This window comes from Niveispirillum lacus (assembly GCF_002251795.1).
Classification (GTDB): domain Bacteria; phylum Pseudomonadota; class Alphaproteobacteria; order Azospirillales; family Azospirillaceae; genus Niveispirillum; species Niveispirillum lacus.
In genome coordinates this window covers 117,044-139,084 of the sequence record NZ_NOXU01000024.1, presented here as the reverse complement: position 1 = coordinate 139,084, position 22,041 = coordinate 117,044, and the positions used below count along the sequence as shown (strand labels likewise).

The 22,041-nt window shown below is 62.6% G+C and carries 23 protein-coding genes and 1 tRNA gene; 11 read left to right on the top strand and 13 right to left on the bottom strand.

All coding sequences use genetic code 11. The features are described 5' to 3' along the window. Nucleotides 1-394: 394 nt before the first annotated feature. The 4 genes from nadA to CHU95_RS06310 all read left to right on the top strand — a co-directional run bounded on the left by nadA (nt 395) and on the right by CHU95_RS06310 (nt 4,450). Nucleotides 395-1,408 (top strand): quinolinate synthase NadA, encoded by a 1,014-nt coding sequence (nadA, locus tag CHU95_RS06325; RefSeq protein ID WP_094454853.1) that lies wholly within the window; start codon nt 395-397, stop codon nt 1,406-1,408. 46 nt (nt 1,409-1,454) lie between these two features. Next, nucleotides 1,455-3,065, top strand: coding sequence for an L-aspartate oxidase (locus CHU95_RS06320; RefSeq protein ID WP_094454851.1), 1,611 nt, complete (start codon nt 1,455-1,457; stop codon nt 3,063-3,065). Further along, nucleotides 3,065-3,916: a carboxylating nicotinate-nucleotide diphosphorylase gene (gene nadC / locus CHU95_RS06315; RefSeq protein ID WP_094454849.1), complete on the top strand. Its 852-nt coding sequence runs from the start codon at nt 3,065-3,067 to the stop codon at nt 3,914-3,916. Before CHU95_RS06320 ends, nadC begins: the two co-directional genes overlap by 1 nt. 81 nt (nt 3,917-3,997) lie before the next feature. After that, a complete protein-coding gene (locus CHU95_RS06310) occupies nt 3,998-4,450 on the top strand; it encodes a nuclear transport factor 2 family protein (protein ID WP_165772045.1) in 453 nt (150 codons plus the stop codon). 215 nt (nt 4,451-4,665) lie between these two features. Here the strand turns inward: CHU95_RS06310 and CHU95_RS06305 are convergent, their stop codons facing one another. From CHU95_RS06305 to aceA, 4 genes are all read right to left on the bottom strand, one after another. Then, entirely contained in the window at nt 4,666-6,390 is a 1,725-nt protein-coding gene (locus CHU95_RS06305; protein WP_165772044.1) for an alpha-keto acid decarboxylase family protein, read from the bottom strand. Nucleotides 6,391-6,477: 87 nt separating this feature from the next. Continuing rightward, nucleotides 6,478-8,187: a flavin monoamine oxidase family protein gene (locus CHU95_RS06300; protein ID WP_094454843.1), complete on the bottom strand. Its 1,710-nt coding sequence runs from the start codon at nt 8,185-8,187 to the stop codon at nt 6,478-6,480. A gap of 272 nt (nt 8,188-8,459) precedes the next feature. After that, nucleotides 8,460-8,597, bottom strand: coding sequence for a hypothetical protein (locus CHU95_RS22360; protein WP_165772043.1), 138 nt, complete (start codon nt 8,595-8,597; stop codon nt 8,460-8,462). Nucleotides 8,598-9,022: 425 nt separating this feature from the next. Then, the gene (gene aceA, locus CHU95_RS06295) at nt 9,023-10,309 is read right to left on the bottom strand and encodes an isocitrate lyase (protein WP_094454841.1); all 1,287 of its coding nucleotides are present in this window, start codon (nt 10,307-10,309) and stop codon (nt 9,023-9,025) included. A 284-nt stretch (nt 10,310-10,593) separates the two neighbouring features. Between aceA and CHU95_RS06290 the strand changes: the two genes are divergently transcribed. Beyond that, the gene (locus CHU95_RS06290) at nt 10,594-10,935 is read left to right on the top strand and encodes a hypothetical protein (protein WP_133065453.1); all 342 of its coding nucleotides are present in this window, start codon (nt 10,594-10,596) and stop codon (nt 10,933-10,935) included. A 4-nt stretch (nt 10,936-10,939) separates the two neighbouring features. Beyond that, the gene (locus CHU95_RS06285; protein ID WP_094454837.1) at nt 10,940-12,382 is read left to right on the top strand and encodes a helix-turn-helix domain-containing protein; all 1,443 of its coding nucleotides are present in this window, start codon (nt 10,940-10,942) and stop codon (nt 12,380-12,382) included. Between the two features lie 37 nt (nt 12,383-12,419). Here the strand turns inward: CHU95_RS06285 and CHU95_RS06280 are convergent, their stop codons facing one another. From CHU95_RS06280 to CHU95_RS06260, 5 genes are read right to left on the bottom strand one after another with little or no spacing between them, the layout of a single operon-like run. Further along, nucleotides 12,420-13,148 carry a capsid assembly protein gene (locus CHU95_RS06280; protein WP_342744701.1) on the bottom strand — a complete coding sequence of 243 codons (729 nt, stop codon included), beginning with the start codon at nt 13,146-13,148 and terminating at the stop codon, nt 12,420-12,422. Nucleotides 13,149-13,158: 10 nt separating this feature from the next. Next, entirely contained in the window at nt 13,159-13,425 is a 267-nt protein-coding gene (locus CHU95_RS06275) for a Bbp19 family protein (protein WP_094454835.1), read from the bottom strand. Further along, on the bottom strand, nt 13,418-14,923 hold the full coding sequence (locus CHU95_RS06270; protein WP_094454833.1) for a portal protein: 1,506 nt from the start codon (nt 14,921-14,923) through the stop codon (nt 13,418-13,420). Before CHU95_RS06270 ends, CHU95_RS06275 begins: the two co-directional genes overlap by 8 nt. A 3-nt stretch (nt 14,924-14,926) precedes the next feature. Then, nucleotides 14,927-15,580 (bottom strand): hypothetical protein, encoded by a 654-nt coding sequence (locus CHU95_RS22685; RefSeq protein WP_207762399.1) that lies wholly within the window; start codon nt 15,578-15,580, stop codon nt 14,927-14,929. After that, nucleotides 15,577-15,963: a hypothetical protein gene (locus tag CHU95_RS06260; protein WP_245837901.1), complete on the bottom strand. Its 387-nt coding sequence runs from the start codon at nt 15,961-15,963 to the stop codon at nt 15,577-15,579. The genes CHU95_RS22685 and CHU95_RS06260 overlap by 4 nt, the downstream gene beginning before the upstream one ends. Before the next feature lie 137 nt (nt 15,964-16,100). Here CHU95_RS06260 and CHU95_RS06255 point away from each other — a divergent pair, with 137 nt between their 5' ends. After that, the gene (locus CHU95_RS06255; RefSeq protein WP_094454831.1) at nt 16,101-16,757 is read left to right on the top strand and encodes a S24 family peptidase; all 657 of its coding nucleotides are present in this window, start codon (nt 16,101-16,103) and stop codon (nt 16,755-16,757) included. 514 nt (nt 16,758-17,271) lie between these two features. Here the strand turns inward: CHU95_RS06255 and CHU95_RS06245 are convergent. From CHU95_RS06245 to CHU95_RS06235, 3 genes are all read right to left on the bottom strand, one after another. Further along, nucleotides 17,272-17,715, bottom strand: coding sequence for a hypothetical protein (locus CHU95_RS06245; protein ID WP_133065452.1), 444 nt, complete (start codon nt 17,713-17,715; stop codon nt 17,272-17,274). A 219-nt stretch (nt 17,716-17,934) separates the two neighbouring features. Continuing rightward, nucleotides 17,935-18,288, bottom strand: coding sequence for a hypothetical protein (locus tag CHU95_RS06240; RefSeq protein ID WP_094454826.1), 354 nt, complete (start codon nt 18,286-18,288; stop codon nt 17,935-17,937). Nucleotides 18,289-18,403: 115 nt separating this feature from the next. Then, a tRNA-Ala gene (locus CHU95_RS06235) sits at nt 18,404-18,479 on the bottom strand. A 230-nt stretch (nt 18,480-18,709) separates the two neighbouring features. Here CHU95_RS06235 and CHU95_RS06230 point away from each other — a divergent pair. From CHU95_RS06230 to CHU95_RS06215, 4 genes are read left to right on the top strand one after another with little or no spacing between them, the layout of a single operon-like run. After that, nucleotides 18,710-19,003, top strand: a complete 294-nt coding sequence (locus CHU95_RS06230; protein WP_094454824.1) for a YggT family protein — start codon at nt 18,710-18,712, stop codon at nt 19,001-19,003. After that, complete coding sequence (locus CHU95_RS06225; protein WP_094454822.1) at nt 19,003-19,326, top strand: DUF167 domain-containing protein; 324 nt, start codon at nt 19,003-19,005, stop codon at nt 19,324-19,326. Before CHU95_RS06230 ends, CHU95_RS06225 begins: the two co-directional genes overlap by 1 nt. Before the next feature lie 35 nt (nt 19,327-19,361). Then, on the top strand, nt 19,362-20,276 hold the full coding sequence (gene folD, locus CHU95_RS06220) for a bifunctional methylenetetrahydrofolate dehydrogenase/methenyltetrahydrofolate cyclohydrolase FolD (protein WP_094454821.1): 915 nt from the start codon (nt 19,362-19,364) through the stop codon (nt 20,274-20,276). After that, the gene (locus CHU95_RS06215; RefSeq protein WP_094454819.1) at nt 20,273-21,328 is read left to right on the top strand and encodes a magnesium transporter CorA family protein; all 1,056 of its coding nucleotides are present in this window, start codon (nt 20,273-20,275) and stop codon (nt 21,326-21,328) included. The genes folD and CHU95_RS06215 overlap by 4 nt, the downstream gene beginning before the upstream one ends. 52 nt (nt 21,329-21,380) lie before the next feature. Here the strand turns inward: CHU95_RS06215 and CHU95_RS06210 are convergent, their stop codons facing one another. Next, on the bottom strand, nt 21,381-22,016 hold the full coding sequence (locus tag CHU95_RS06210; RefSeq protein WP_165772042.1) for a MarC family protein: 636 nt from the start codon (nt 22,014-22,016) through the stop codon (nt 21,381-21,383). Nucleotides 22,017-22,041: the final 25 nt, after the last annotated feature.

Below are 22,041 nucleotides of genomic sequence, written 5' to 3'. Positions count from 1 at the left end.
GGGCCATCGCACCCGCTTGCACGCTTCCATCGTCTTTAAGTATTCAGCCTCCTCTACCGCCTCCCCGGCGAAGGCCGGGACCCAGGGGCCAAGCGCCTGACCCCACCGCCCGCCGCGTGGCCCACGCCCGCTGGCTTGCGACGAAAGGCAAGCATCGCGACGACTGAAACCCGCAAACACACCCGTTGCCCATGTTTCACAGGGTTAACGCCATCGATCCCATCCCGACCCGCCCGTAACGATGTTGCGTCGCACACATGCGAATCCCACCGGTCCGAACTGTGACGGATGCGTGACGCCACGCTGACACGGGCTTGACACCCCTTATACTCTGCGCGAGCATAAGGGAGAGTAATGCTCAATTCGAGCATAAGTCCCTGTCGGAGCCGCCGCCATGTCCGCCCCCCTCGACCTGTCCTACAGCCCTGAAGTGGCAGAGGCCACCAAGCCGATCTATGACCGGGTCAAGGGCGTGATCCCGGCGTTGGAATGGCCCTTCCATGCTCCGTTGGTGGCCGCCATCAACCGGCTGAAGAAGGAGCGGAATGCCGTCATCCTGGCGCATAATTATCAGGCGCCGGAGATTTTCCACACCGTGGCCGATATCGTGGGCGACAGTTTGCTGCTGGCCCGCAAGGCGGCGGAGACGGATGCAGACGTCATCGTCCTGGCCGGCGTGCATTTCATGGCGGAGACGGCGAAGATCCTGTCGCCGGAAAAGACGGTGCTGATGCCGGCCATGGATGCCGGCTGCTCGCTGGCCGACAGCATCACGGCGGCGGATGTTCGCCTGCTGCGCGAACGCTATCCGGGTGTGCCGATTGCCACCTATGTCAACACATCCGCCGCTGTGAAGGCGGAAAGCGATGTCTGCATTACCTCGGGCAACGCGGTGGAGGTGATCAATTCCCTGCCCGGTGACGAGGTCCTGTGTATTCCTGACGAATATCTGGCCAAGTGGGTGGCGACCCAGACGACCAAGAAGGTCATCGCCTGGAAGGGCCATTGTGAGGTGCATGAGCGCTTTACGGGTGAGCAGTTGCGCGCCTACCGGACCCAGTTCAAGGGCGATATCACCATCATCGCCCACCCTGAATGCCCGCCCGATGTGCTGGCAGAGGCAGATTTTGTCGGCTCCACCGCCAAGATGCAGGATTATGTCGAGGGCCAGCAGCCCAAGCGCGTGTTGCTGATCACCGAATGCTCGATGGCCGACAATCTGGCCGCCACCAACCCGGCGGTGGAGTTCGTCCGCCCCTGCAATCTCTGCCCCCATATGCGCCGCATCACCCTGTCGAACATCCTGGAAAGCCTGCAAACCATGCAGCCCCAGGTGCATGTCGATCCCGCCATCGCCGGTCGCGCCCGCCAAGCGGTAGAGCGGATGCTGGCCGTGGGGAAGAAGTAAGCCAAGCCGCCGGACGCCGGCGCCCGGCGCCCGAGGGAGCACCAACATGCAGCTTCATGACAGTGACGTGATCGTCATCGGGTCCGGCATGGCCGGGCTGGTGGGTGCCCTGTCGCTGGCCCCGCTGCGTGTGACCTTGCTGACCAAGACCGCTGACCTGCCGGGCGGTTCGTCCAACTGGGCACAGGGCGGTATTGCGGCGGCCCTTGATCCTGCTGACGATCCCATTGAACATGCAGCCGATACAGTTGCCGCCGGGGCAGGTCTGACCGATCCGGAGATGGCTTCGCTGCTGACGGCGGAGGGGGCGTGGCGCCTGACCCGCTGGATTAATCGCGGCCTGCCCTTTGACCGCAAGCCGGATGGTCGCCTGTGCCTGGGGCGGGAAGCGGCACATGGGGCGCCGCGTGTCTTGCATGCCGGCGGTGATGCGACCGGCCGCACCCTGATGGCGGATCTGTCGGCCCGCGTGCGTGCTGCCAACCATGTCACGGTCAAGACCCGGTGCTTTGTCTGGGATCTGGTTACCGGTCGCCAGGGTGTGACGGGTGTCCTGGCCCATCATGCCGACACGGGCTGGGTGTTCCATCGTGCCGGGGCTGTGCTGCTGGCCTGCGGTGGGGTAGGCCAACTCTACCGCCATACCACCAATCCGACAGAGGCGACCGGTGATGGTATAGCACTGGCCGCCCGGGCCGGGGCCGAACTGGCCGATCTGGAATTTGTACAGTTTCATCCGACCGCCCTGGCCGGCACACGCACAGGGCAGGTGCCGTTGCTGACCGAGGCGCTGCGCGGGGCGGGCGCCCATCTGCTGGATGAACATGGTGGGCGCTTCATGCTGAAGGCACATCCGCTGGCCGAACTGGCGCCGCGCGATGTGGTGGCCAAGGCTATCGGTGCCCGCACCGCCGCTGGCCTGCCCGTCTATCTGGATCTGCGCACGCTGTGGGCCGAGGGCGGGGCGGCGCAATTCCCGACTGTGGCAGGCATCTGCGCGGCGGCGAAGCTGGACCCCGCCCGCTTGCCCATCCCGGTGGCGCCGGCTGCGCATTACCATATGGGCGGGGTGATCAGCGATGCTGATGGCCGCACCAGCGTCACGGGTCTTTATGCTGCGGGCGAGGTGGCCTGTACCGGCGTGCATGGCGCCAACCGCCTGGCCAGCAATTCCCTGTTGGAAGCTCTGGTCTTTGCGGAACGCGCAGCCGACGCCATTCTGGCGGCAACCCCTGTCCGTCTTGGCCCTGTGGCCCTGCCGTCGCTTCCTTTCATCCTGACCCCGATGCCACAGGCGGCAGCGGTTGCGGTACAGGCAGCGGATATCATGGCGGAAGCTGTCGGCCTGTTGCGCGACGGTATCGGCTTGTCCTGCGCCATCGCGGCGTTGGAGGCGCTGGAAACCGGCCTGGATCAGGTGCCGGTGCGTGAGGATCATGCTGCCATCCGGCTGTCAGGCGAACTGCGCAACCGTCTATTGACCTCCACCCTGATTGCGCGTTCGGCCTTGGCCCGGCAGGAAAGCCGGGGTGCGCATCAACGCTCGGACTGCCCGGACGCCCGTGCCGAATGGCGCCACCGTCAACGTGTGACCCTGACAGGTCCTGCCCCACAAATCCGCGTGGCTTCGCCCCGTTCCCCCTTGCCGGTGATGTAATGACCCTGCCGCTCTACCCGATCCAGTATGAGACCCTGATTCGCACCGCATTGGCGGAGGATTTGGGCATGGCGGGAGACCTGACCACCGATGCCTGTGTGCCCGCAGACGCCACCGCCACAGCGCTGTTCAATGCCCGCCACGATGGAGTGTGCGCTGGCCTGGATGCCGCCCTTCATACTTTCACCCTGCTAGATCCCGGTCTGTCCATCATCCGGCACGTGCGCGATGGCGATCGTCTTGTCAGGGGAACGACTCTGGCAACGGTACGGGGCGGGGCGCGGCCGATCCTGTCGGGCGAACGGACGGCCTTGAACCTGCTGGGACGGTTGTGCGGTATCGCTACCGAGACGCGGCGTCTGGTCGACCGCATCGACGGGACGGGCGCCCAGATTGTCTGTACCCGCAAGACCACCCCCGGTCTGCGTGCGTTGGAGAAATATGCGGTCCGCGTCGGCGGCGGCGGCAATCACCGTTTCGCGCTCGATGATGCCGTCCTGATCAAAGACAACCATCTGGTGGCCGCCGGCGGCTTGCGCGCCGCCGTGGAGCGTGCGCGGGCCCGCGCCGGCCATATGGTGAAGATCGAGGTGGAGGTGGATAATCTCGATCAGTTGGCGGAGCTGATCGAGTTGAAGGTCGATGCGGTCCTACTGGACAATATGGACCCCACCACCCTGCGCCGCGCTGTCGAAATGGTGGGTGGTCGTATGGTCACCGAGGCCTCGGGCGGTGTCACGCCGGAGACCATCCGGACCATCGCAGAGACAGGGGTCACCCTCATCAGCCTGGGCTGGCTGACGCATTCGGTGAAGAATTTCGATATCGGCCTGGATTTTGTTGTGCGCTGATAAAGGCCAGAAAATCTGTGGACATTTGCCGCGCACGGGTTAATATTCCTACGCCTTATACGGGTAGGAATGGAGTGAATTGTGCGTCTTCTGCGCGGTGTTCTGTTCGGTTTTATCCTGTCGGGCCTTACGGCGCCAACCGCCCTGGCGCAGAACACCCTCAGCGCGACCGATGTTGCATCCTTCATCACGCAGTTTCAAAAGGCGTTCCAGACCTGCGATGTCCCGTTCATGCGTGGCCTGATGGGCGATCAGATCACAGCAATGGGCATACGGGGCGGTCTGGCCAAGGGGCCGGATGTCGATGATTTTCAGAGACAATGCGCCCAGGGTGTTAAATTCGCTCTGAATTTCGAACGGCTGCATGATGAGGCGCTGGGGCCCGTGCATCATCTGATCGTCGGCAAGGCCACCGGTACGATGACGGGCCCGAATGGCAAGACGATCCCTACAAGCATAAAGTTTACCTGGGTGCTGACGCGACAGGGCGAACGGGTGGTGATGCAGCACTCCCACCTGTCGGCGCTGATGTAAATGCGTCACCCTCATCAGCCTGGGCTGGCTGACGCATTCGGTGAAGAATTTCGATATCGGCCTGGATTTTGTTGTGGGCTGAGCGCCGTTTTAGTCGCTGAAAGGGCGATAATGGACCACGGGCCATCCTGGATGACCCGTGGCAGCACGTGAGGGGAAAACCGAAATCTCGCCGGTTCGGTTACGGCTACACAAACATGTCCTGACCTGGGCTGTCAGATCGTTTCCGGTGGCGTCGGCCCGACATTGGTGGCCAGACGCAGGATTTCCTGTGGGATGTCGTCCTTGGGCAGATTGACCTGTACCAGCCAGACGGCACCCGTATCTGCCTTCACCATCGACAGAGCGTTCTCCAACTCCGCCAAGGTCGTCACCGCAACGCCCTTGGCCCCCAGCGCAACCGCCATCCCGGCATAGTCCCAGGCGGGGATGACGTTAAACGGGTTGAAAGGCTGGCCCTCGGTATAGGCCTTGTCGTTGGTCAGGGCCTGTTCGATGCCATAGATGGTGTTGGCCATCACGAAAATGATGGGATTGCGCTGATAGACGGCCATGGTGCTGACCGTCTGCGCCACCATCTGAAACCCGCCATCGCCGGCAAACACCACCGGCCGGGCATTGGGAGCCGCCACTGACAGGCCCAGTGCGGCGGCTGAGGCATAACCGATGCTGCCCCAGGCTGCTTCTGACACAAAGCCATTGGCGCGGTTCACGGGGATGTTGCAACTGACATACATGCTGCTGCTTTCATCGGGCACCAGGGTCATGTCGGCTTCGACCCAGGTCAGCATGCGCTGGAAGAAGCGGGCATAAGTGATGACATCCGGCGGGAAGGGCTTGAAATCCGGATCAATGACGGCGGGACCCTTCACGGCCCAGGGTTCGCGCTTGCCCGCGCCCTTCAGCGCGATGGACAGCGCCTCAATGAAGGCCGACAGCGGTACCTGGAAATAATAGGCCTCGCCCACCCGCACCGTGCTGTCATAGGCCACCACCATCTGGCGGAAATCCTTACCCACGAAGCCTTCATAATCATCGGTCAGCAGATCACCCGTCACAATCACCAGGTCGGACAGATCGACGGTGTTGTAGGTGGAATAGTCCGACGATGGCCCTGTATAGGTGCCGATAAAGCCTGGATGGGTTTCGGCCAGCACACTTTTGGCCAGCAGGCTGGTGACATAGGGGATGCCCGTCTGATCCACCAGACCGGCAAACCCGTCTTGCAGACCATAGCGCTGCACCTCGATCCCGCCCCAGAACAGGGGCTTGGCCGCAGCCTTGATCAGGCTGGCCACATGGGCGGCGGCGGCGTCCACGGCATCCTGATCGACGGGCAAGGCCGGAATGACCAAGGGATTCTCCGGCTTGGCGCAAGGCGCGTCCCACAATTGCCGCCAGATTTCGATATAGACCGGGCGCTTTTCCGACAGGGCGGCGCCTAGCGCGCCGTCGATCATCGCCGGAGCCTCGACGGCGTCGCTGATGATGATGGCTTCCGCCGTGATATCCTCATAGGCGTCGCGGTCGGCCCCGTAATTGCCCGTCGCGTGATGCAGCAGGATCTTGTAGGTGCGGGCAAAGGGCCGGTCGGCGGGACCGGTGCCGGGGCTGCCGGAAATGGCGACCGTCGGCACCCGTTCCACATAGGACCCGGCCACGGGATTGATCAGGGAGAAGGCGCCGACACCATAGGTGACGGCAGCACAGGAAATTCCGTTGATACGGCCATAGGCATCGGCGGCATAGCCCGCCTCCAGCTCTGACCGGCAGCCCAGGCGGTTGAGCTGTGACCCGAGATTACGGGCCTTGTCATCGATATAGTCGAACCAGCGGGCGACATAATCGCCCGGCACGGTGAAGACATCGCGCAGCCCCGCCTCATGCAGGCGGTGGATCAGATAGTCGGAAACGGTGAATTCAGCGGTAAGTCCAGACATGGGCGCCATCTCCCGTGGGCAAGCAATGCGGATGGATCGGATCAGGCGGGGCGCCCGTGCAAGCGGGCGCCCCTATCGCGCGACGGCTTACGGCCCCAGGACGGCGGCCTTCTGGTCCTTCAGGTGCGCCAGATAGGCGGGCCAGGGCAGGTCGAACTTCTCCAGCAGCACATGCTCTGCCGTCTGCAAGCAGCCCTCGACCCAGCCCTGATTGTTGGAATAGGCCTCGCCACAGATGAAGACGCGGTCCTTCGGCACCGGCTGGCGGATGGCGGGCATCAGCTTGTCGTAACGGAAACCGGCCTTCCATTCGTGCCAGCCGCCGCCATACGGGTCGCCGGACCAGTCATGATAGATGGCGGAATAGGGCTTATCGACATCGACCAGACCATGAACAGCCAGGATCTGCGCATGCGCGCTGGCCACCATGGCGTCGGTGGCAATGCATTCGGCCAGCGGCACAGGCGTGCCTTCCTCGCCCGATCCGGATTTCTCCTTGGCGACACCCTTCACCCCTTCGGGCAGGCGGCCCAGGAAGGGCGCACCCTTTTCCAGACCCTTCCAGAAAGGAACAGTGGTGATGTCATTGTAAGACGCCATTAGCAGGGAACGGGTGTTGCCCTTCTCCCCATGCGGCTGATCCTCCTCCGTTCCGAAATAATAGATCTGGCGCACGGGAAGGTCGGTGATGGAGCGACCGGCCACCAGGCCCTGCGCCTCCCACCAGGGATAATCATAGGCCAGCAGCAGCTTGAACGCGTCCTGGATCAGCACCGAATCGACCATGGCCTTCACGTCGGGCTGTTTCCATTCCACCCATTCGATCAGTTCCAGCGACCGGCGCGGCAGGGCCAGGATGATGTCCTTGGCCTTCACGATGCTGGGCTCCACCCCTTCCTTGTCGCGCGTCACCTCCCGCAGGCCGCCCAGGTCGGCATAGACAAGCTGGGTTTCCGTTTCGACCACGGTAAGGCTGTAAACGCCGTCCTCTCCACGTTCGATGCGCGAAATGCGGCGATTCATGCGGATATCGGTGCCCTGGGCCGCCGCCTTTTCCGCCAGCGTCAGGGGCAGGCGCTGATAGCCGCCCGTGATGGCCTTGAACCCGCTGGTATTGGCATATTCGGTGGCCGGCAACTGCGCCACGGCATTGGCGTTGGCGACATTGGCATCATAGCCGCCGGCATCCTTCATGAACTGATAGGCCTCCGACGACAGGGTCTGGCTCATCAGGTTCCAGAAACCGTAAGTGTAGAGCGGATGCCCGAACACGGTTGTGTCCATCAGCGCATCCAGCGAGTTCCGCCGGTTCTTCGGCACCAGCAGATCGAAGGCGAAGACCTGCAGGTCATTCACGCTCTTGCCGCGTTCATTCCAGGACAGGTTGTAGGGCACCTTGTCCGGGTCGGACTGCTCCTTCATCTTCAGGTGCTTGCCGCGCAGGAAGAAGATGTTGTCCTTCTCGCCGATGGGCTGCCCGTCGGGACCCGGCTTGGGGTTGCCCATCAGGAAGACATGCGAGGGCAGGCCCAGCGCGTCGATCAGATTGCTGACCATCGGCTGGTTGGAGGCGTCGTCCTCCTCGCTGGGCGGGATATAGCGCATGCCGCCCAGTTCGGCGGCGATGTTGGGCATGCCGGGAATGGTCTTGGTGTAAAGCCGGCCGCCGATGCGGTCGCTATATTCGAACATCGCCACCTTGGCGCCCGTGATCCCCTGATCGCCCGTCAGACGCCAAGCACAATAGGTGCCGGTGACGCCGCCGCCGACGATCGCGATATCCAATATGTCGCTCATTCCGTTGGTCTCCCCACTGGCGGGCTTTGGGGGCTGCCCGCCTGTCCGGTTCGCCCCAACCCTGCTGGTATGGCGAGAGACTAACGTTTGGTCGTATGACCAGCAAATTATTTACTCGTTAATATTGTACTGGTCATATTTTCCAGGTCTGAAATGGCGGTCCCCGGTGATGGACGCCAGGGCGTTTGTCAGAGCGGGTCAGAAAGGGGCGGTGTCCGTCCGCAGACTTCCCCCATGCCACTGGGCGCTGATCTTACCTGTGAGGCTGAGGGTCACTTTTCAGTCGGGAACCAGATCATCAGGGCATTGTCACCGGCCCGAACGGCCACCCATTCGCCGGATTCCGTCGGCGGAGGTGCCGTTGTCAGCCTCTGATCCTCCGTCAGGACGAGGGGGGTAGAACCATCCATCAATGGGTCTCCTCTTGGTTGGAGAATCTGCGGCGAAGAGCAGGCACATGAAGACGCACCGCCCAACCCTGTCGCCGGGTGGAGCGGTGCGCCTTCATCCTGGGATCGAAGTCCGGGGCCCGGGTGCGGGCCGGACCCCGGAAGGGGCTATGGGGGAGAGCGCTTACCATCGCCCGGTAGTGCCAGTCTGAAAGGGCCCCGTAACCGGTACGATCCGGTGCAGTCGGCGATCCATCGCGCCGTCCACCGGCTCTCCGCCGCATCCTCCCATCCAGCGCGGAAGCGAAGCGGAAAGGTTCCAGCCTGGGGGGCCAAGAGCCAGAGAAAGGATGCAGCCCCTTCCTCCGGCGGACCCGCCCTCCCGTTCAGGAAGAAGGGCGGATCAAAGCTGTTAACGGTTGCTCACCAACCGACCCTTGTCCGACTCAATGGAACTGATCGGTTTCGGTACTGTCTTTCATGGCCGTCGTGGAAGACGTGCCGCCCGAAATGGCCACGGCCACTGCGTCGAAGTAACCGGTACCCACTTCACGCTGGTGCTTCACGGCCGTGAAACCCTGTTCAACAGCGGCGAATTCGCGCTGCTGCATTTCGGAGTAGGCGGCCATTCCGCGTTCTTTGTAACCCTTGGCCAGCTCGAAGGTGGCCAGGTTCAGGCTGTGGAAACCAGCCAGGGTCACGAACTGGTACTTGTAGCCCATCGCACCCAGCTCTGCCTGATATTTGGCGATGGTGGCATCGTCCAGGTTGGCCTTCCAATTGAAGGAGGGCGAGCAATTATAGGCCAGCATCTTGCCGGGGAACTTCTTATGGACGGCCTCGGCGAAGCGGCGGGCCTCGTCCAGGTTCGGCTTGCTGGTTTCCCACCACATCAGGTCGGAATAGGGGGCATATTCCAGAGCGCGGGCGATACAGTAATCGACGCCAACCCCCTTCTTGATACGGAAGAAGCCTTCCGGGGTGCGGTCGTTGCGATCAATGAAGGGATGATCGCGTTCATCGATATCGCTGGTGATCAACTGGGCCGACTCGGCGTCGGTACGGGCGACAACCAGGGTGCTGGTACCGCAGACATCGGCGGCCAGGCGACCAGCATTCAGGGTACGGATGAACTGCTGAATGGGGATCAGCACCTTGCCGCCCAGATGGCCGCACTTCTTTTCCGACGCGAGCTGGTCTTCGAAGTGGACCGCCGCAGCACCAGCCTCAATCATGCCCTTCATCAGCTCGAAGGCGTTCAGCGGTCCACCAAACCCGGCCTCGGCATCGGCGATGATCGGTGCAAACCAATAGGTGTCGCCCTTGCCTTCGGCTGTCTGGATCTGGTCGGCGCGCTGGAACGCATTGTTGATGCGCTTCACAACGGCGGGAACGGAGTTGGCGGGATAGAGCGACTGATCGGGATACATCTGACCGGCCAGATTGGCGTCGGCCGCCACCTGCCAGCCCGAGAGATAGATGGCTTCCAGGCCGGCCTTGACATGCTGCAGGGCCTGATTGCCGGTGAAGGCACCCAGCGTGTGGACATAAGGACGGGTGTGCAGCAGTTCCCACAGGCGCCGTGCGCCCATTTCAGCCAGCGTATATTCGATCTTTACCGACCCGGACAGGCGGCGCACATCCTCGGCCGTGAAGTCACGCTTGATCCCGTCATAGCGCTTGGCATGGATGGCGGCGATATCGATGCTCTGGGTCTGGTCCAACGGGGACATGCTCTCAACTCCTGGCCTGGTGGGGCTCTCTGGTGTCTCATGCGGGCTGCTATTGTCTTTGCACCGTTTAGTGTGCAGTGCAGCGCCGTTGAGCTGAAGATGGACCTCAGACATAAAATTATCAATACAGTGATTTTCGTAAAATAGTATTGCTGTCACACTCTGTAATGCCGGTTGCTGTGATGTTGTAAATTCTGTAAATTGAGGGGGTGAGGCGGCTGGGTGGTTGAGCAATGAAGACCATTGCGGAAAAGCTTGGGTTCAAACCGGGGAAACGGGCCTGGATGTTGGATGTCCCTGAAAAACTTCAGCAGATCATTGGTTTGCCAGCCAAACGGCCTGAGGGCGATATTGACCTTCTACTGGGCTTCGCGGCCAATGTTACGGCGTTGGGGCCGCTCACTGACCGTATGCTGCCGCTTTACAAAGGTGGCGGCGCCTTCTGGGTGGCCCATCCCAAAAAAAGCGGGTCACTCCGCAGCGATCTTTCCCGCGATGCGGGATGGGGCCGGCTGACCGGTGAGGGCATGATCCCGGTGTCCCAGATCGCGATTGATGATGACTGGTCCGCCCTGCGGTTCCGATATCGGGACGAGGTGAAGGTGATCACGCGGAAGGGAGGCTGACCCCATGTCCGACAAGAAGGCCATGCTGGGCCACAAGGTTCGCCGTCTGCGCCGTGACCTGAAAATGACCCAGGCGCAGATGGCGGATGAAATCGGCATTTCGCCCAGTTATCTGAACCTGATTGAAGCCAACCAACGTCCCCTGACCGTTCCCCTGTTGCTCAAGATCGCGTCGGTCTATGGCATTGATATGGCGAGCTTTGCCGAGGATGACGAAACACGGCTGGTGGCGTCCCTGCGCGAGGTGTTTGCCGACCCGCTGTTTGAGGCGGGTGATATCAAGGCCCAGGATATGAAGGAGGTCGCGGCTGCCGCGCCCAATCTGGGCCATGCCATCATCTCCATGTATCGCGCCTATCGGGAGGCGCGCGAAGATCTGGGAGCCTTGGCCGAAAAGGTCGCCGACCGAGACAAATTGCAGGTCATGGGGGCCCAGGCCTTCCCGCAGGAGGAAGTGTCGGAGTTTTTTCAGGCCGAGCAGAATCATTTTCCTGATCTGGAGATCGCGTCGGAAAGCCTTTGGATTGATGGTGACCTGGATAGTGGCAATCTCTACGGCACACTGGCCGCGCATTTGCAGAAAAGGCACGGGGTGCGTGTGCGCTTGATGCCCAATGACGTGATGGGGGGGGCCGTCTGTCGCTATGACCGGCATTCCAAGCGGGTGCTGATCTCCGAGATGCTGGACCCTGCGGGCCGCACCTTTCAACTGGCCAGCCAGGCGGCGTTGCTGGGTCAAGCCGCACTTCTGGACGCTGCGGTGGCACGCGGCACGTTCAGCCATGATGAATCGCGCCGGCTGGCGCGGGTGGGGCTAGCCAACTATGTCGCCTCGGCCATCATGATGCCCTATGGCCGGTTTCTGACCGCCGCCAAGGAGGTGCGGTATGATATCGAGATCCTGTCCCGCCGTTTTGTGGCCAGTTACGAACAGGTCTGTCACCGGCTGACGGCCCTGCAACGGCCTGGAGCAAAGGGGGTTCCTTTCTTTTTTGCCCGCGTCGATCCGGCGGGCAATATGTCGAAACGCTTCAGCGCCACCCCCGGTTTCCATTTTGCCCGCTTCGGGGGGGCTTGCCCGCGTTGGAACCTTCATGATGCCTTCCGTCGACCAGGGGAAATCCAGACACAGTTGGCCCGTATGCCGGATGGTACAGCCTTCCTTTCTGTTGTGCGGTCGGTGGAAAAGCCGGGTGGCGGCTGGAAACAGCCGGCCCGGCAATTTGCGGTGGCCATCGGCTGTGACCTGGCCCATGCGGGACAGTTGGTTTATGCCGATGGCCTGGACCTGTCGAATGTCGAGTCCGCCACGCCGATCGGCGTCAATTGTCGTATCTGTCCGCGTCTGGATTGCACCCAGCGCGCCTTCCCGCCCCTGTCGCACCGGCTGGCGGTGGATGAGCATATCCGCGGTGTTTCCAGCTATGTCAGCGTTGGTACTGTGTGACCCTTCTCTGTTCAGTCACCATTCGCCGCCGCTCTGGTCACCCATAGGCCCGGCGGAACCCTTCCGTGACCTTGGCGATGAAGGTAGGGTCGCGGTCGCGCCAGTAACGGGGATCCGCGATCATGCGGTTGAGGTCGCCTGCAACCTCCGTATCGGTCTGGCCCTCACTGCGCAGGGGTTTGGGCTCACCGCTGCCTTCCGCCATCAACCGGTGCAGTGCCATCACCCCGTCAGCCGTGCCCGACAGCGCCTCCAGTAGCGGGGCTGGCAGGTTACGCTGCCCCCAGGCCAGGAGCTGACCCGACAGTTCCAGCCATTTTTCGGTACCCCCGAAATGGCTGGCCAGTTTCTCCAGTTCCGCTTCCGCCTGATAGCCAGCCGCCATCTCTCCCAGCAGTGGCAGCATACGTTCGGCCGCCAGATCATATAGCAGTTGGGCTTGTTCTGGTGTGAACCCGGCGCCATGCAAGCGGTTATTGATCTCCGCATCCGGCTCGAACAGTCCGTGGTCGCAGCGGATGCAGTAACCGTCCGGTTTTTCCGGCACCCCCAGAAGCGACAGGAGACGGGACTTCTCCGCCACGGGATCGGCGGGCGTGGACATTCGCCGTTCCAACTCCAGATAGGATTTCAGTAAGGCCTCGACCCGGATGCTGCCGGTTGCCGGGTCCCAGAACTTCGCCGGTACCTGCTCTGGCCGGGTGGGAATAGCGCTGGCGGCATCTGCGGGGTTGATGGTTGTGTCATCGGTCTTTGTCATGTCCATGGGGTGCACCTCAGGCAAGGATGGGGGGTAAGGATAGGCCGCCGCGCACGGCCATATGGCGAAGGGTCAGGACCAGGGCGCGCTGGCCCTCCAGATGACGTAGCCGCGCCTCCGTCACATCAGGGCCAGGGCTGCTGCCCAGAAAGGTTCGGGTCAGGTGCGACAGCAGAAGCTGCCCATCGGCCCCGGCGAACAACCGGGCACAGGCAGCAGCCAGTTGATTTTCGGCTGCCGACGGGATGTCTGGCTCGGCCCAGGGCCAGCCGGGATCAGCCATCGACCGCCTCCATCGGTCTGGCGGTGGGCAGGGGGCGGATCAAGACCGGCGGTACCCCCGCTGCATCGGCCAGAAAACGGGCGCAGGCCGGCAGGTCCACCACCGACAGAGCGTCGGCTCCCAGGGCCGATACGCTCTCCAGCCAGCGCAGCGTTGCTTCTGCGTCGCGCTGTGCCTGGGCACGGGCCAGGGGAGACAGGATGCGGATCATCACCTGCCGCCCATCGGCGGCGAAATCGGGCACCAGACCGCGTCGACGCAGGATGGACAGGCTCCGCCGGACCAGGGGCACCAGCAGCTCCGATTGCAGCCGGCCGAAGGTTGCCCCCAGGATACGCGCCATCTCCGCGCCCCGCGCCAGCACCTCAGTCGCGGTCATGCGCGGTCCATCCACGGGTGCCAACCGATCGGCCAGCAAAGCATGGCGGATACGGGCGCGCAGATCATCCAGCACAAGTTGGCTGACATCGAACCGCCCCGGACTGGCCAGCGGCGTCAACCCTGCCGATCCCACTGCCTTGGGGATAATGGTTCCGGGCACAAGCCGGATGGCCCCCGGGTTCAACACCCCGTCATCATCCGCCTGCCAGATGCCGGTGACGGCGATGGAGGCATTTTTCAGGACCAGTTCGACCACCTTGTTGGCGGTCTTGATGTCCGGCAGTGCCTTCATCACCGGGCTGCGGCCGTAGGTTTCGCCTGGCGCCTTCAACCAACGGAACGCGATGAACGGCATATCGGCAAAATGGCCATCGGCCAGCGTCACCGGTCCATCTCCCTCTGCCAGTACCAAACGCCAGCGCCAGGCCGTCCCTTCTGCCATTACCGATTCGACCAAGGCGAAGCGTCTGGTCGGGTCGGCGGCCCCGTCGCGTTTCACCCCGTCGGGGATGCGGTCCACCGGCACGCGTGCCGCTAACTCGGCCAGGGAAAGACGCTGGCGACGATACAAATGATCCAGCCGCCCCTCCTCCCCCTCTTCCAGAACCAGATCAGACAGGGGCACGGCGGTAAAACGCAGGGCCGACGGCGCACCGGGGACGGCCTCTTCCACCAGCAGGCACCCGGTGCCGCCCGTCACCACATCCAGAAAGGCCTGATGGGCTTCCACCGCAAAGTTGGACCGTTCAATCTGAACATGGAACGTCTCCGATGCTTCCAGCAGCAGGGGTGCCAGCCGGGTTGCCAGATCATCAGCCAGCACCGGCCCTGGCGTTAGGCCCATCCAGCGTGACCAGGGCGGGGTCAACTGGGCCAGCAGCGATGCCGCCAACTGGTCGACCGCATCGGCAGCAGTGGCATCATAAAGCCGGTCGCCGCGCCGCGCGCCATCTGCGGCACCGGGATCAAAGCCGGCATGCTGAGGCAGGGCATGTTCATAACATTCCCGCCACAAGGGTTCCCATACCGCGCGGCGGGCGGCGGCACGGGCATGGCGGTCCAGAAGACTGGCCGCAAGCAGATCGGGCAGGGCCGGGCTCTTGTCGGGCGGGGCCATGGCTTACTCCCCCAACAGGGTCTTGCGGGTCGGCGCCAGTGCCCCGGGAGCCAGCACCCCGCGCCACCCGGTCAGCACGGTGCCGGCCCGGCCGGCGGACCGACGCAGGAGGCTCTGTTCTCCGGCGGTGGGGGCCGCGGCCTTGCCGGCCGTAACGGCCTGTACGGCGCTGACCAGCGGTGCTGGCGCTGGGCTTGGCGTGGGGCTGTTGGGTGCAACCGCACTGGTACGCGGTTTGGGTGAAGAGACGAGGCGGGCCAAGATCGGGCACTCCTTCTTGTCGGCAGGGACGGATTGTGGGCCGCCCAGATGGCAGTAGAGTTGCCAGGGTGTCTGTACCCAGGGCGCTCGGATACCCAGAACCCGTTTGACCAGGGTCACGCAGGTAAAGGGTGCCAACGGCCATTGCGCAGGGACCGGGGGGGATTGTGAGGCCGCCAGCACTTGGTGGCCGCGCGCCCGAAACCAGGCCGCCAGATCGGTACCGGCTGGCAGCGGGTGATACTCGGCTTCCAGCCGGGTCGATAAGGGGTCGAGCGTGATCCAGCCGCCAGCGACGGGCAGGGCAATGAAGACATGCCGGAATCCGGGACGCAGACAGCGCAGCCAGGCGATCTCGGTTTCGTGGCAGAAGACCAGAAGAGCCGGCCCCCTCATCGCACGATCCCCTTGGCGCGCAGCACGGGCGTCAGGATCGACAGGGCTTCGACCCATAGGGTGTGGTCACGCATTTCGCGCGGCCGTCCGGCCTCGGGCGCCATCTGACGACGCCCATAATGGGCCAGCACCAGCAGATGCTCCCGCAGCAGCCTGCGCTGCCGGTAAAGCCTGTCCACGGTGTGCAGGATGTCCGCCGGTTCACAGGGGCGCGGCACCAGCCCCTGGCCCGCTCGGATACGCGCGCCCGCTAGCTTGGCTTCCTGTGCGCAGATGAACCAGAACCAGGCCTCTGTGGTCGTATCGAACGGTGTACTGGGCGTTGTGGGCAGAGGGGGCAGAAGGCGGGGGCGCGGGCCAGGCAGAATGGGGGGCGGGGTCATCGTGAGGGTCCTTCACAGGCGCCAATGGCGATTGATAGGTCGATTTACCTCAAGACGCCATGTTTATAATCCTATGTCAACGGATAAAAGAAAATTATCCTAGGGACAGGAATTTTAGATTCTGGGATAAGACTCCCATGTTGAAGCATGCAGACATATGGCGGGCCATCGATCGGCTGGCGCAGCGACATGGCCTCTCCGCTTCCGGGCTTGCCAAGCGCGGAGGCTTGGACCCGACCACCTTCAATAAATCCAAGCGCATGACGCCCGATGGCAAGCTGCGGTGGCCATCGACTGAAAGCATTGCCAAAGTGCTGGAAGCGACGGGCAGCAGCTTCACCGACTTTGTTGGCATGACGGGCGAGGGGGGTGGGGCCGGTGATGCGCCCCCGCCACCACCGCCCAGCCTGCGAAGGGTGCCGGTCATTGGCTATGCTCAGGCCGGTAATGACGGCTATTTTGACGATGCAGGCTATCCCGCTGGCAATGGCTGGGACGAACTGGAATTTCCCCATGTTACCGACGACCATGCCTACGCGCTGGAAGTGTCGGGCGACAGTATGGAGCCAGTCTATCGTGACGGTGATATCATCATCATCTCGCCGGCGGCATCTGTGCGCCGGGGAGATCGGGTGGTGGTGCGCACCCGTGATGGAGAGGTGATGGCAAAACAACTGGCGCGGCAGACGGCCAACCGGCTGGAACTGACCTCTCTGAACCGCACCCACCCCGACCGGTCGCTGTCCATGGCGGATGTCGCCTGGATCGCCCGTATCATGTGGGCCAGCCAGTAGTTGGGGGTCGGGTCCGACCGACCCCCAAGCGCTGGTACACGCCCGTCGCCGATTCCCATAATCACGACTCGAGTCGCAGAACAGGTTGAGAGTCGGATTGTTGGGTGAGATTGTCCTAGGATTTTATTCATTGACAATCCATGCTGCCCGACTTTAGGCTGACTCCGTCGTGAATTTCTGACCGGAGTCGCGTCTATGCCCCCCTCAGATGCCCTGTCTGGACCGGATGCACTCATCTTTTTGGACGATCTTCATACCCGTTATGACGGGCGTCCCCCGCGACAGCAGCGGCTTGCGGCCTTGGTGGCCGGGAATGATGTCCTGGAATTGATGGCGGACCAGGCCTTGCAGCAACGGTTGCAGGACCAGGTGGCGGCGGCCCGCTTGGGTGTGTCACGCCGCCGGGGGCATCTGCCGGCAGACCGGGTAATGGAAGATCCCTGGCTTGTCCGTCTGACCGGTGCCCTTGAGGACGCGCGCAACGCAATGCAGGCGCCGCAAGGGAAAGGGCGCCCTATGTCAAAAGCGCTTCCTGTTCGATGCTGAGGCGCATGTCATCCACCTCCCAGAACCGGGGCAGCCGCTCATCAAACCGGATGGCGCCCAGGACGCGGGCGTCGCCATCAGCGCAACAGAAGGGCAGCAGCAGTCGATCATAGCGTATCTTCTCCCCGCCTGGCAGATCAACGCGTACCCGACTCCAATAGGGGCGGCCGCTGTCGCGGGCGGTGATGTAGGAGGCGGCCGTGATGGTGAATCCTGGGGATTTGCTGGCATCCCGCAGGCCACGACCGGTCAGGTCACAACCGGTAAACTCCACCAATGCCGACCCGTACAGCGTATAGCGCGCATCTAAGCCATCGCGCGCAAACCGTACCATCAACAGATGGCTGAGCCAGGGTTTCAGATCGAAGACCAGATCACCCGCCCATAGTGGCAGACCCCCTTCGCGCGGCAAGGCCCGCCACCAGGGCAACAAGGGTTGCAATAAGGCAGGTGGATGATCTGCGGTAACCATAGTTGGCGGCTGCGACGGACTGTCCGTACCGGAGGTCATCGGGGCAGACCATCAGGTTGCAAGGAGAAACGGCATGGTGCGCTGCTGCCCGTTCCCTGTCCATCCCCACCGCACCGCACAAGCCGATAAATCAGAGATCACCCGCCAGTCAGTCAACCGTCAGGCAACGCGCGCCCCACCCCGATCGGTTTGGGCATTCTTATGGACAACCAGGGTCACTTTCTCATTCATCATATGAAGCTGCTTGGCCGATTTGGTCGGCAACGGGATGCGTTGATTGATGCAATAGAAGATCAGGCAGGCGGCCAGCGTGGGGTTATCGATCCAGCTGACCTGACGGGTGCCGTCATCCGCCCCGATATGCAGGGCACAGCGGACTTGGGGTTCCGTCTGCACTTCCAGACGGATGATGCTGCCCGACGGCAGGGGATTACCGGCACGGCGGTGGTAATCCACAACGGCGCGGATCACTTCCTCATTGGTAAAGATGATATGCCTAATCTCAGTGGGCATATGCTCCCTTTCCCGCCCAATGGCACAAGGGACAGCATATCAGGTCGGCCATGCCGGAACAGCGATGCATCTGCCGAACCCGAAAATCAAATCTGCTTGTTAATACTGGAGGGAATGGTGGAGCCGAGGAGGATCGAACTCCCGACCTACGCATTGCGAACGCGTCGCTCTCCCAGCTGAGCTACGGCCCCGCACCATCGAACCCGCCAGGTCGGCAGGCCCCCGAAGTGGCGCGGATAATGCTGATCCGTCCCCTGCCTGTCAAGCATGCTCATGACTGAGTCCTGCTTTCCGCACATGGCCCTTGGCACTGCGACGATCGCGGACCTGCGCGGGGGTGGACAGGGCGGAGCCGCGACATTACGTTCCTGCACAGACGCGGGCCGGTATCCGCCGCCCGCCCACCGGACATGGGATGAACATGGACCCGCTGCTGCGCACCATTGCCGAGATCCTCTATGTGGCACTGGATCTTTATGTCTGGGTGCTGATCATTTCGGCCATCCTGTCCTGGCTGATCGCCTTCAATGTGGTGAACACCCGCAATCGCGCCGTTTATATGATCTCTGACGTGCTGTACCGGTTGACGGAACCGGCTCTGCGCCCCATCCGCAATGTGCTGCCCAATTTGGGTGGGGTGGACTTGTCGCCGGTGGTGCTGATTTTGATCGTCATGTTCGTCCAGCGCCTGATCCTCAATTATGGGATCATTTAATGGGCGTTAAGCCGCCGCTGGAACCGGTCCGGGGGGGCGTGCGTCTGTTTGTCCGTGCCACCCCGCGCGCTAGCCGCAATGCGGTGCAAGGCGTGGCGGACGGGGGGGATGGTCGCCAACAGGTGAAGATCGCGGTCACCGCCGTACCGGAGGATGGCAAGGCCAATGCTGCCATCATTGAATTGCTGGCCAAAGCGTGGCGGATTCCGAAAAGCAGCATCGGCGTCGTCGCGGGTGGCACAGACCGGTCAAAGATATTATTCGTTGCCGGCGACACAACGGCTCTGATGCCCCGTCTGACAGACTGGCTGGGCGGGCTGTAGGCACCTTATTGATCGAGAGAACGGGGAGACCGGATATGGCCGAGGCACGCATCATTGATGGCAAGGGCTTCGCCGCCGGCCTGCGGGCGCGTATCGGCGATGCAGTCGTACAGTTGCGCACCACCCATGCCCTGATCCCCGGTCTGGCGGTGGTGTTGGTCGGCGAAGACCCGGCTAGCGCCATCTATGTCCGCAACAAGGGTGAACAAACCCGCGAAGCGGGCATGCATTCCGTCACCCACCGTCTTGAGGCATCCACCAGCCAGGAAGAACTGCTGCGACTGGTAAACCAGTTGAACCATGATCCGTCGATCCATGGCATCCTTGTGCAATTACCGCTGCCAAGCCATATCGATAGTCAGGCGGTGCTGGCGGCCATCGATCCAGCCAAGGACGTAGACGGGTTCCATGTGGTCAATACCGGGCGGCTGTCGGTGGGGTTGCCGTCTTTGGTGCCCTGTACGCCGCTGGGCTGTATGATGCTGCTGAAGGATGCGGTAAAGGACCTGCGCGGTCTGCATGCGGTGGTCGTCGGCCGGTCCAACATTGTCGGCAAGCCGATGGCGCAACTCCTCTTACAAGCTGATTGCACTGTGGCCATTGCTCATTCCCGCACCCGCGACTTGCCCGCCCTCTGCCGCGAGGCTGATATTCTGGTCGCCGCCGTGGGCCGTCCGGAAATGGTCAAGGGCGACTGGATCAAAGAAGGGGCCGTGGTCATTGATGTCGGTATCAACCGCGTGCCCGCCCGCGACCCCGCTGCTGCGGCAGCCGGCAAGACCCGCATCGTCGGTGACGTCTGTTATGCTGAGGCGGCGTCAGTGGCCGGCGCCATCACGCCGGTGCCGGGTGGCGTGGGGCCGATGACCATTGCCTGCCTGCTGGCCAATACCGTGACCGCTGCGTGCCGCAGTGCCGGTGTACCGGTTCCAGCCGGGATCGGCCTGTGATCACGGCCTATGTCCGGGATAAGGCGGGGCTGACTGCCCAGGCGCTGGGACCGGGGGATGCGATCCCCCTGGGTACCGTTTGGTTAGACCTGCTGCACCCGGACGAGATTGAACGGCTGACTGTGTCCAGCCGCCTTTTGACCGATCTGCCGACCCTGGAAGATATTGTTGAGATCGAAACCTCTTCACGCCTCTACACCGAGGGTGAGGTGGCTTTCATGACGACGCCGGTTATCGTGCGATCTTCCACGGGACCGCTGGAACGGGGTCTGCTGACCTTCGCGCTGGGCCCGGATCTGCTGGTCACCATCCGGCATACAGAGCCGCTGTGGTTTGCCATCTTTGCTACCCGTGCCCTTAAACAGGCCGACCTTGTGACCAGCCCGCTGGAAGCCTTTCTCGGCCTGCTGGAGGCCGTGGTGGATCGTGCCGCTGATGTTTTGGAACGGGTTACGGCTGATCTGGACCGGCTGTCGCACCGTATTTTTGCTGATCACGAAGACCGGACGGTGGAGGCGTTGGCGACGCGCGACGGGGTCAAGGCGCTGCGCCATCAGGTGGTGGACCGTTCCCATGTTCGCCGCCGTCCCCCGACCACGGTCTCAATGCGGGCTGTCATCACCGCTGTGGGCCGTGCGGGTGACCTGACACAGAAGGTGCGCGACAGCTTGGCGGGCCTTGAACGGCTGGTGGCCTTCGCCACCACGGTGGCTGGCCCGCGCATGGGCAAAGATCATAAATCCCGGCTCAAGACCATTGGTCGTGATGTCCATTCCCTGGTTGAACACGCGGCCTTCCAGGCCATGCAGACCAACTTCCTGCTAGATGCCACCCTGGGTGTGATCAATATTCAGCAGACCAATATCATCAAAATGTTCTCGGTCGCGTCCGTCGCGTTCCTGCCGCCAACACTTGTGGCCAGCATCTATGGCATGAATTTTCACCATATGCCGGAACTGGACTGGACCTGGGGCTATCCGCTGGCGCTGGGCCTGATGGTGTTGGCGGCTTTGGGACCGCTCTGGTATTTCCGCAAGCGTGGGTGGCTCTAAGAAAACTCCCGCCACGTGAAGACCGCTCTGCTGCGCCGTCTGCGTCAGGTTGCTAGGTCATCCATCCAGGGAACAGCGACCGCAGCCCGGCAGCAATGATCTCTACGGCAACGGCGGCCAGCAACAGACCGGTCAGGCGGTTCATGATGTTGAGGCCAGTCTGCCCCAGCTTGTTGCCAATGGGCACCGCCAGACGCAGGGTCAACAGCAGGAAGGCGCAGACGATCAGGATGCAGGCCACCAGTACCGCAAAATGTTCCCAGCCGACGCCGCGCTGTACCTCGATGATGACAGCGGAGATGGAACCAGGCCCGGCCAGCAATGGAAGACCCAGCGGCACGACACCGATGGCCTGACGGGTACCGGCTTCATCCGCTTCCTGCGGTGTCTGTTTCACGCCAGAGACAGTGGCATTCAGCAGCGACAGCGCGATCAGCAGCAGAACAATACCACCGCCCACGCGGAAGCTGGCCAAGCTGGTCCCCAGCACCGTCAGGATTGCATCCCCGAGGAAGACGGAACTGATCAGAACGGTGGCCACCGTCATCACAGCAGACAGGGCGATGGCATTACGCTCCTTGGCGCTACGCCCCTCTGTCATGCCCAGGAAGATGGGAATGGCAGCAAAAGGCGTCAGCATGGCAAACAGCGCGATGAGGAAACGCGAGTACTCCGACCAGGCTTCCATGTCTCTGTCCATTTGGCGCCCGGCT

Excerpts from the sequence above, each read along its gene's own strand:
- nadA (WP_094454853.1), top strand. The coding sequence starts at position 395 with ATGTCCGCCCCCCTCGACCTGTCCTACAGCCCTGAAGTGGCAGAGGCC.
- CHU95_RS06320 (WP_094454851.1), top strand. The coding sequence starts at position 1,455 with ATGCAGCTTCATGACAGTGACGTGATCGTCATCGGGTCCGGCATGGCC.
- nadC (WP_094454849.1), top strand. The coding sequence starts at position 3,065 with ATGACCCTGCCGCTCTACCCGATCCAGTATGAGACCCTGATTCGCACC.
- CHU95_RS06305 (WP_165772044.1), bottom strand. The coding sequence starts at position 6,390 with ATGTCTGGACTTACCGCTGAATTCACCGTTTCCGACTATCTGATCCAC.
- CHU95_RS06300 (WP_094454843.1), bottom strand. The coding sequence starts at position 8,187 with ATGAGCGACATATTGGATATCGCGATCGTCGGCGGCGGCGTCACCGGC.
- CHU95_RS22360 (WP_165772043.1), bottom strand. The coding sequence starts at position 8,597 with ATGGATGGTTCTACCCCCCTCGTCCTGACGGAGGATCAGAGGCTGACA.
- aceA (WP_094454841.1), bottom strand. The coding sequence starts at position 10,309 with ATGTCCCCGTTGGACCAGACCCAGAGCATCGATATCGCCGCCATCCAT.
- CHU95_RS06290 (WP_133065453.1), top strand. The coding sequence starts at position 10,594 with ATGTTGGATGTCCCTGAAAAACTTCAGCAGATCATTGGTTTGCCAGCC.
- CHU95_RS06285 (WP_094454837.1), top strand. The coding sequence starts at position 10,940 with ATGTCCGACAAGAAGGCCATGCTGGGCCACAAGGTTCGCCGTCTGCGC.
- CHU95_RS06280 (WP_342744701.1), bottom strand. The coding sequence starts at position 13,148 with ATGGACATGACAAAGACCGATGACACAACCATCAACCCCGCAGATGCC.
- CHU95_RS06275 (WP_094454835.1), bottom strand. The coding sequence starts at position 13,425 with ATGGCTGATCCCGGCTGGCCCTGGGCCGAGCCAGACATCCCGTCGGCA.
- CHU95_RS06270 (WP_094454833.1), bottom strand. The coding sequence starts at position 14,923 with ATGGCCCCGCCCGACAAGAGCCCGGCCCTGCCCGATCTGCTTGCGGCC.
- CHU95_RS22685 (WP_207762399.1), bottom strand. The coding sequence starts at position 15,580 with ATGAGGGGGCCGGCTCTTCTGGTCTTCTGCCACGAAACCGAGATCGCC.
- CHU95_RS06260 (WP_245837901.1), bottom strand. The coding sequence starts at position 15,963 with ATGACCCCGCCCCCCATTCTGCCTGGCCCGCGCCCCCGCCTTCTGCCC.
- CHU95_RS06255 (WP_094454831.1), top strand. The coding sequence starts at position 16,101 with ATGTTGAAGCATGCAGACATATGGCGGGCCATCGATCGGCTGGCGCAG.
- CHU95_RS06240 (WP_094454826.1), bottom strand. The coding sequence starts at position 18,288 with ATGCCCACTGAGATTAGGCATATCATCTTTACCAATGAGGAAGTGATC.
- CHU95_RS06230 (WP_094454824.1), top strand. The coding sequence starts at position 18,710 with ATGGACCCGCTGCTGCGCACCATTGCCGAGATCCTCTATGTGGCACTG.
- CHU95_RS06225 (WP_094454822.1), top strand. The coding sequence starts at position 19,003 with ATGGGCGTTAAGCCGCCGCTGGAACCGGTCCGGGGGGGCGTGCGTCTG.
- folD (WP_094454821.1), top strand. The coding sequence starts at position 19,362 with ATGGCCGAGGCACGCATCATTGATGGCAAGGGCTTCGCCGCCGGCCTG.
- CHU95_RS06210 (WP_165772042.1), bottom strand. The coding sequence starts at position 22,016 with ATGGAAGCCTGGTCGGAGTACTCGCGTTTCCTCATCGCGCTGTTTGCC.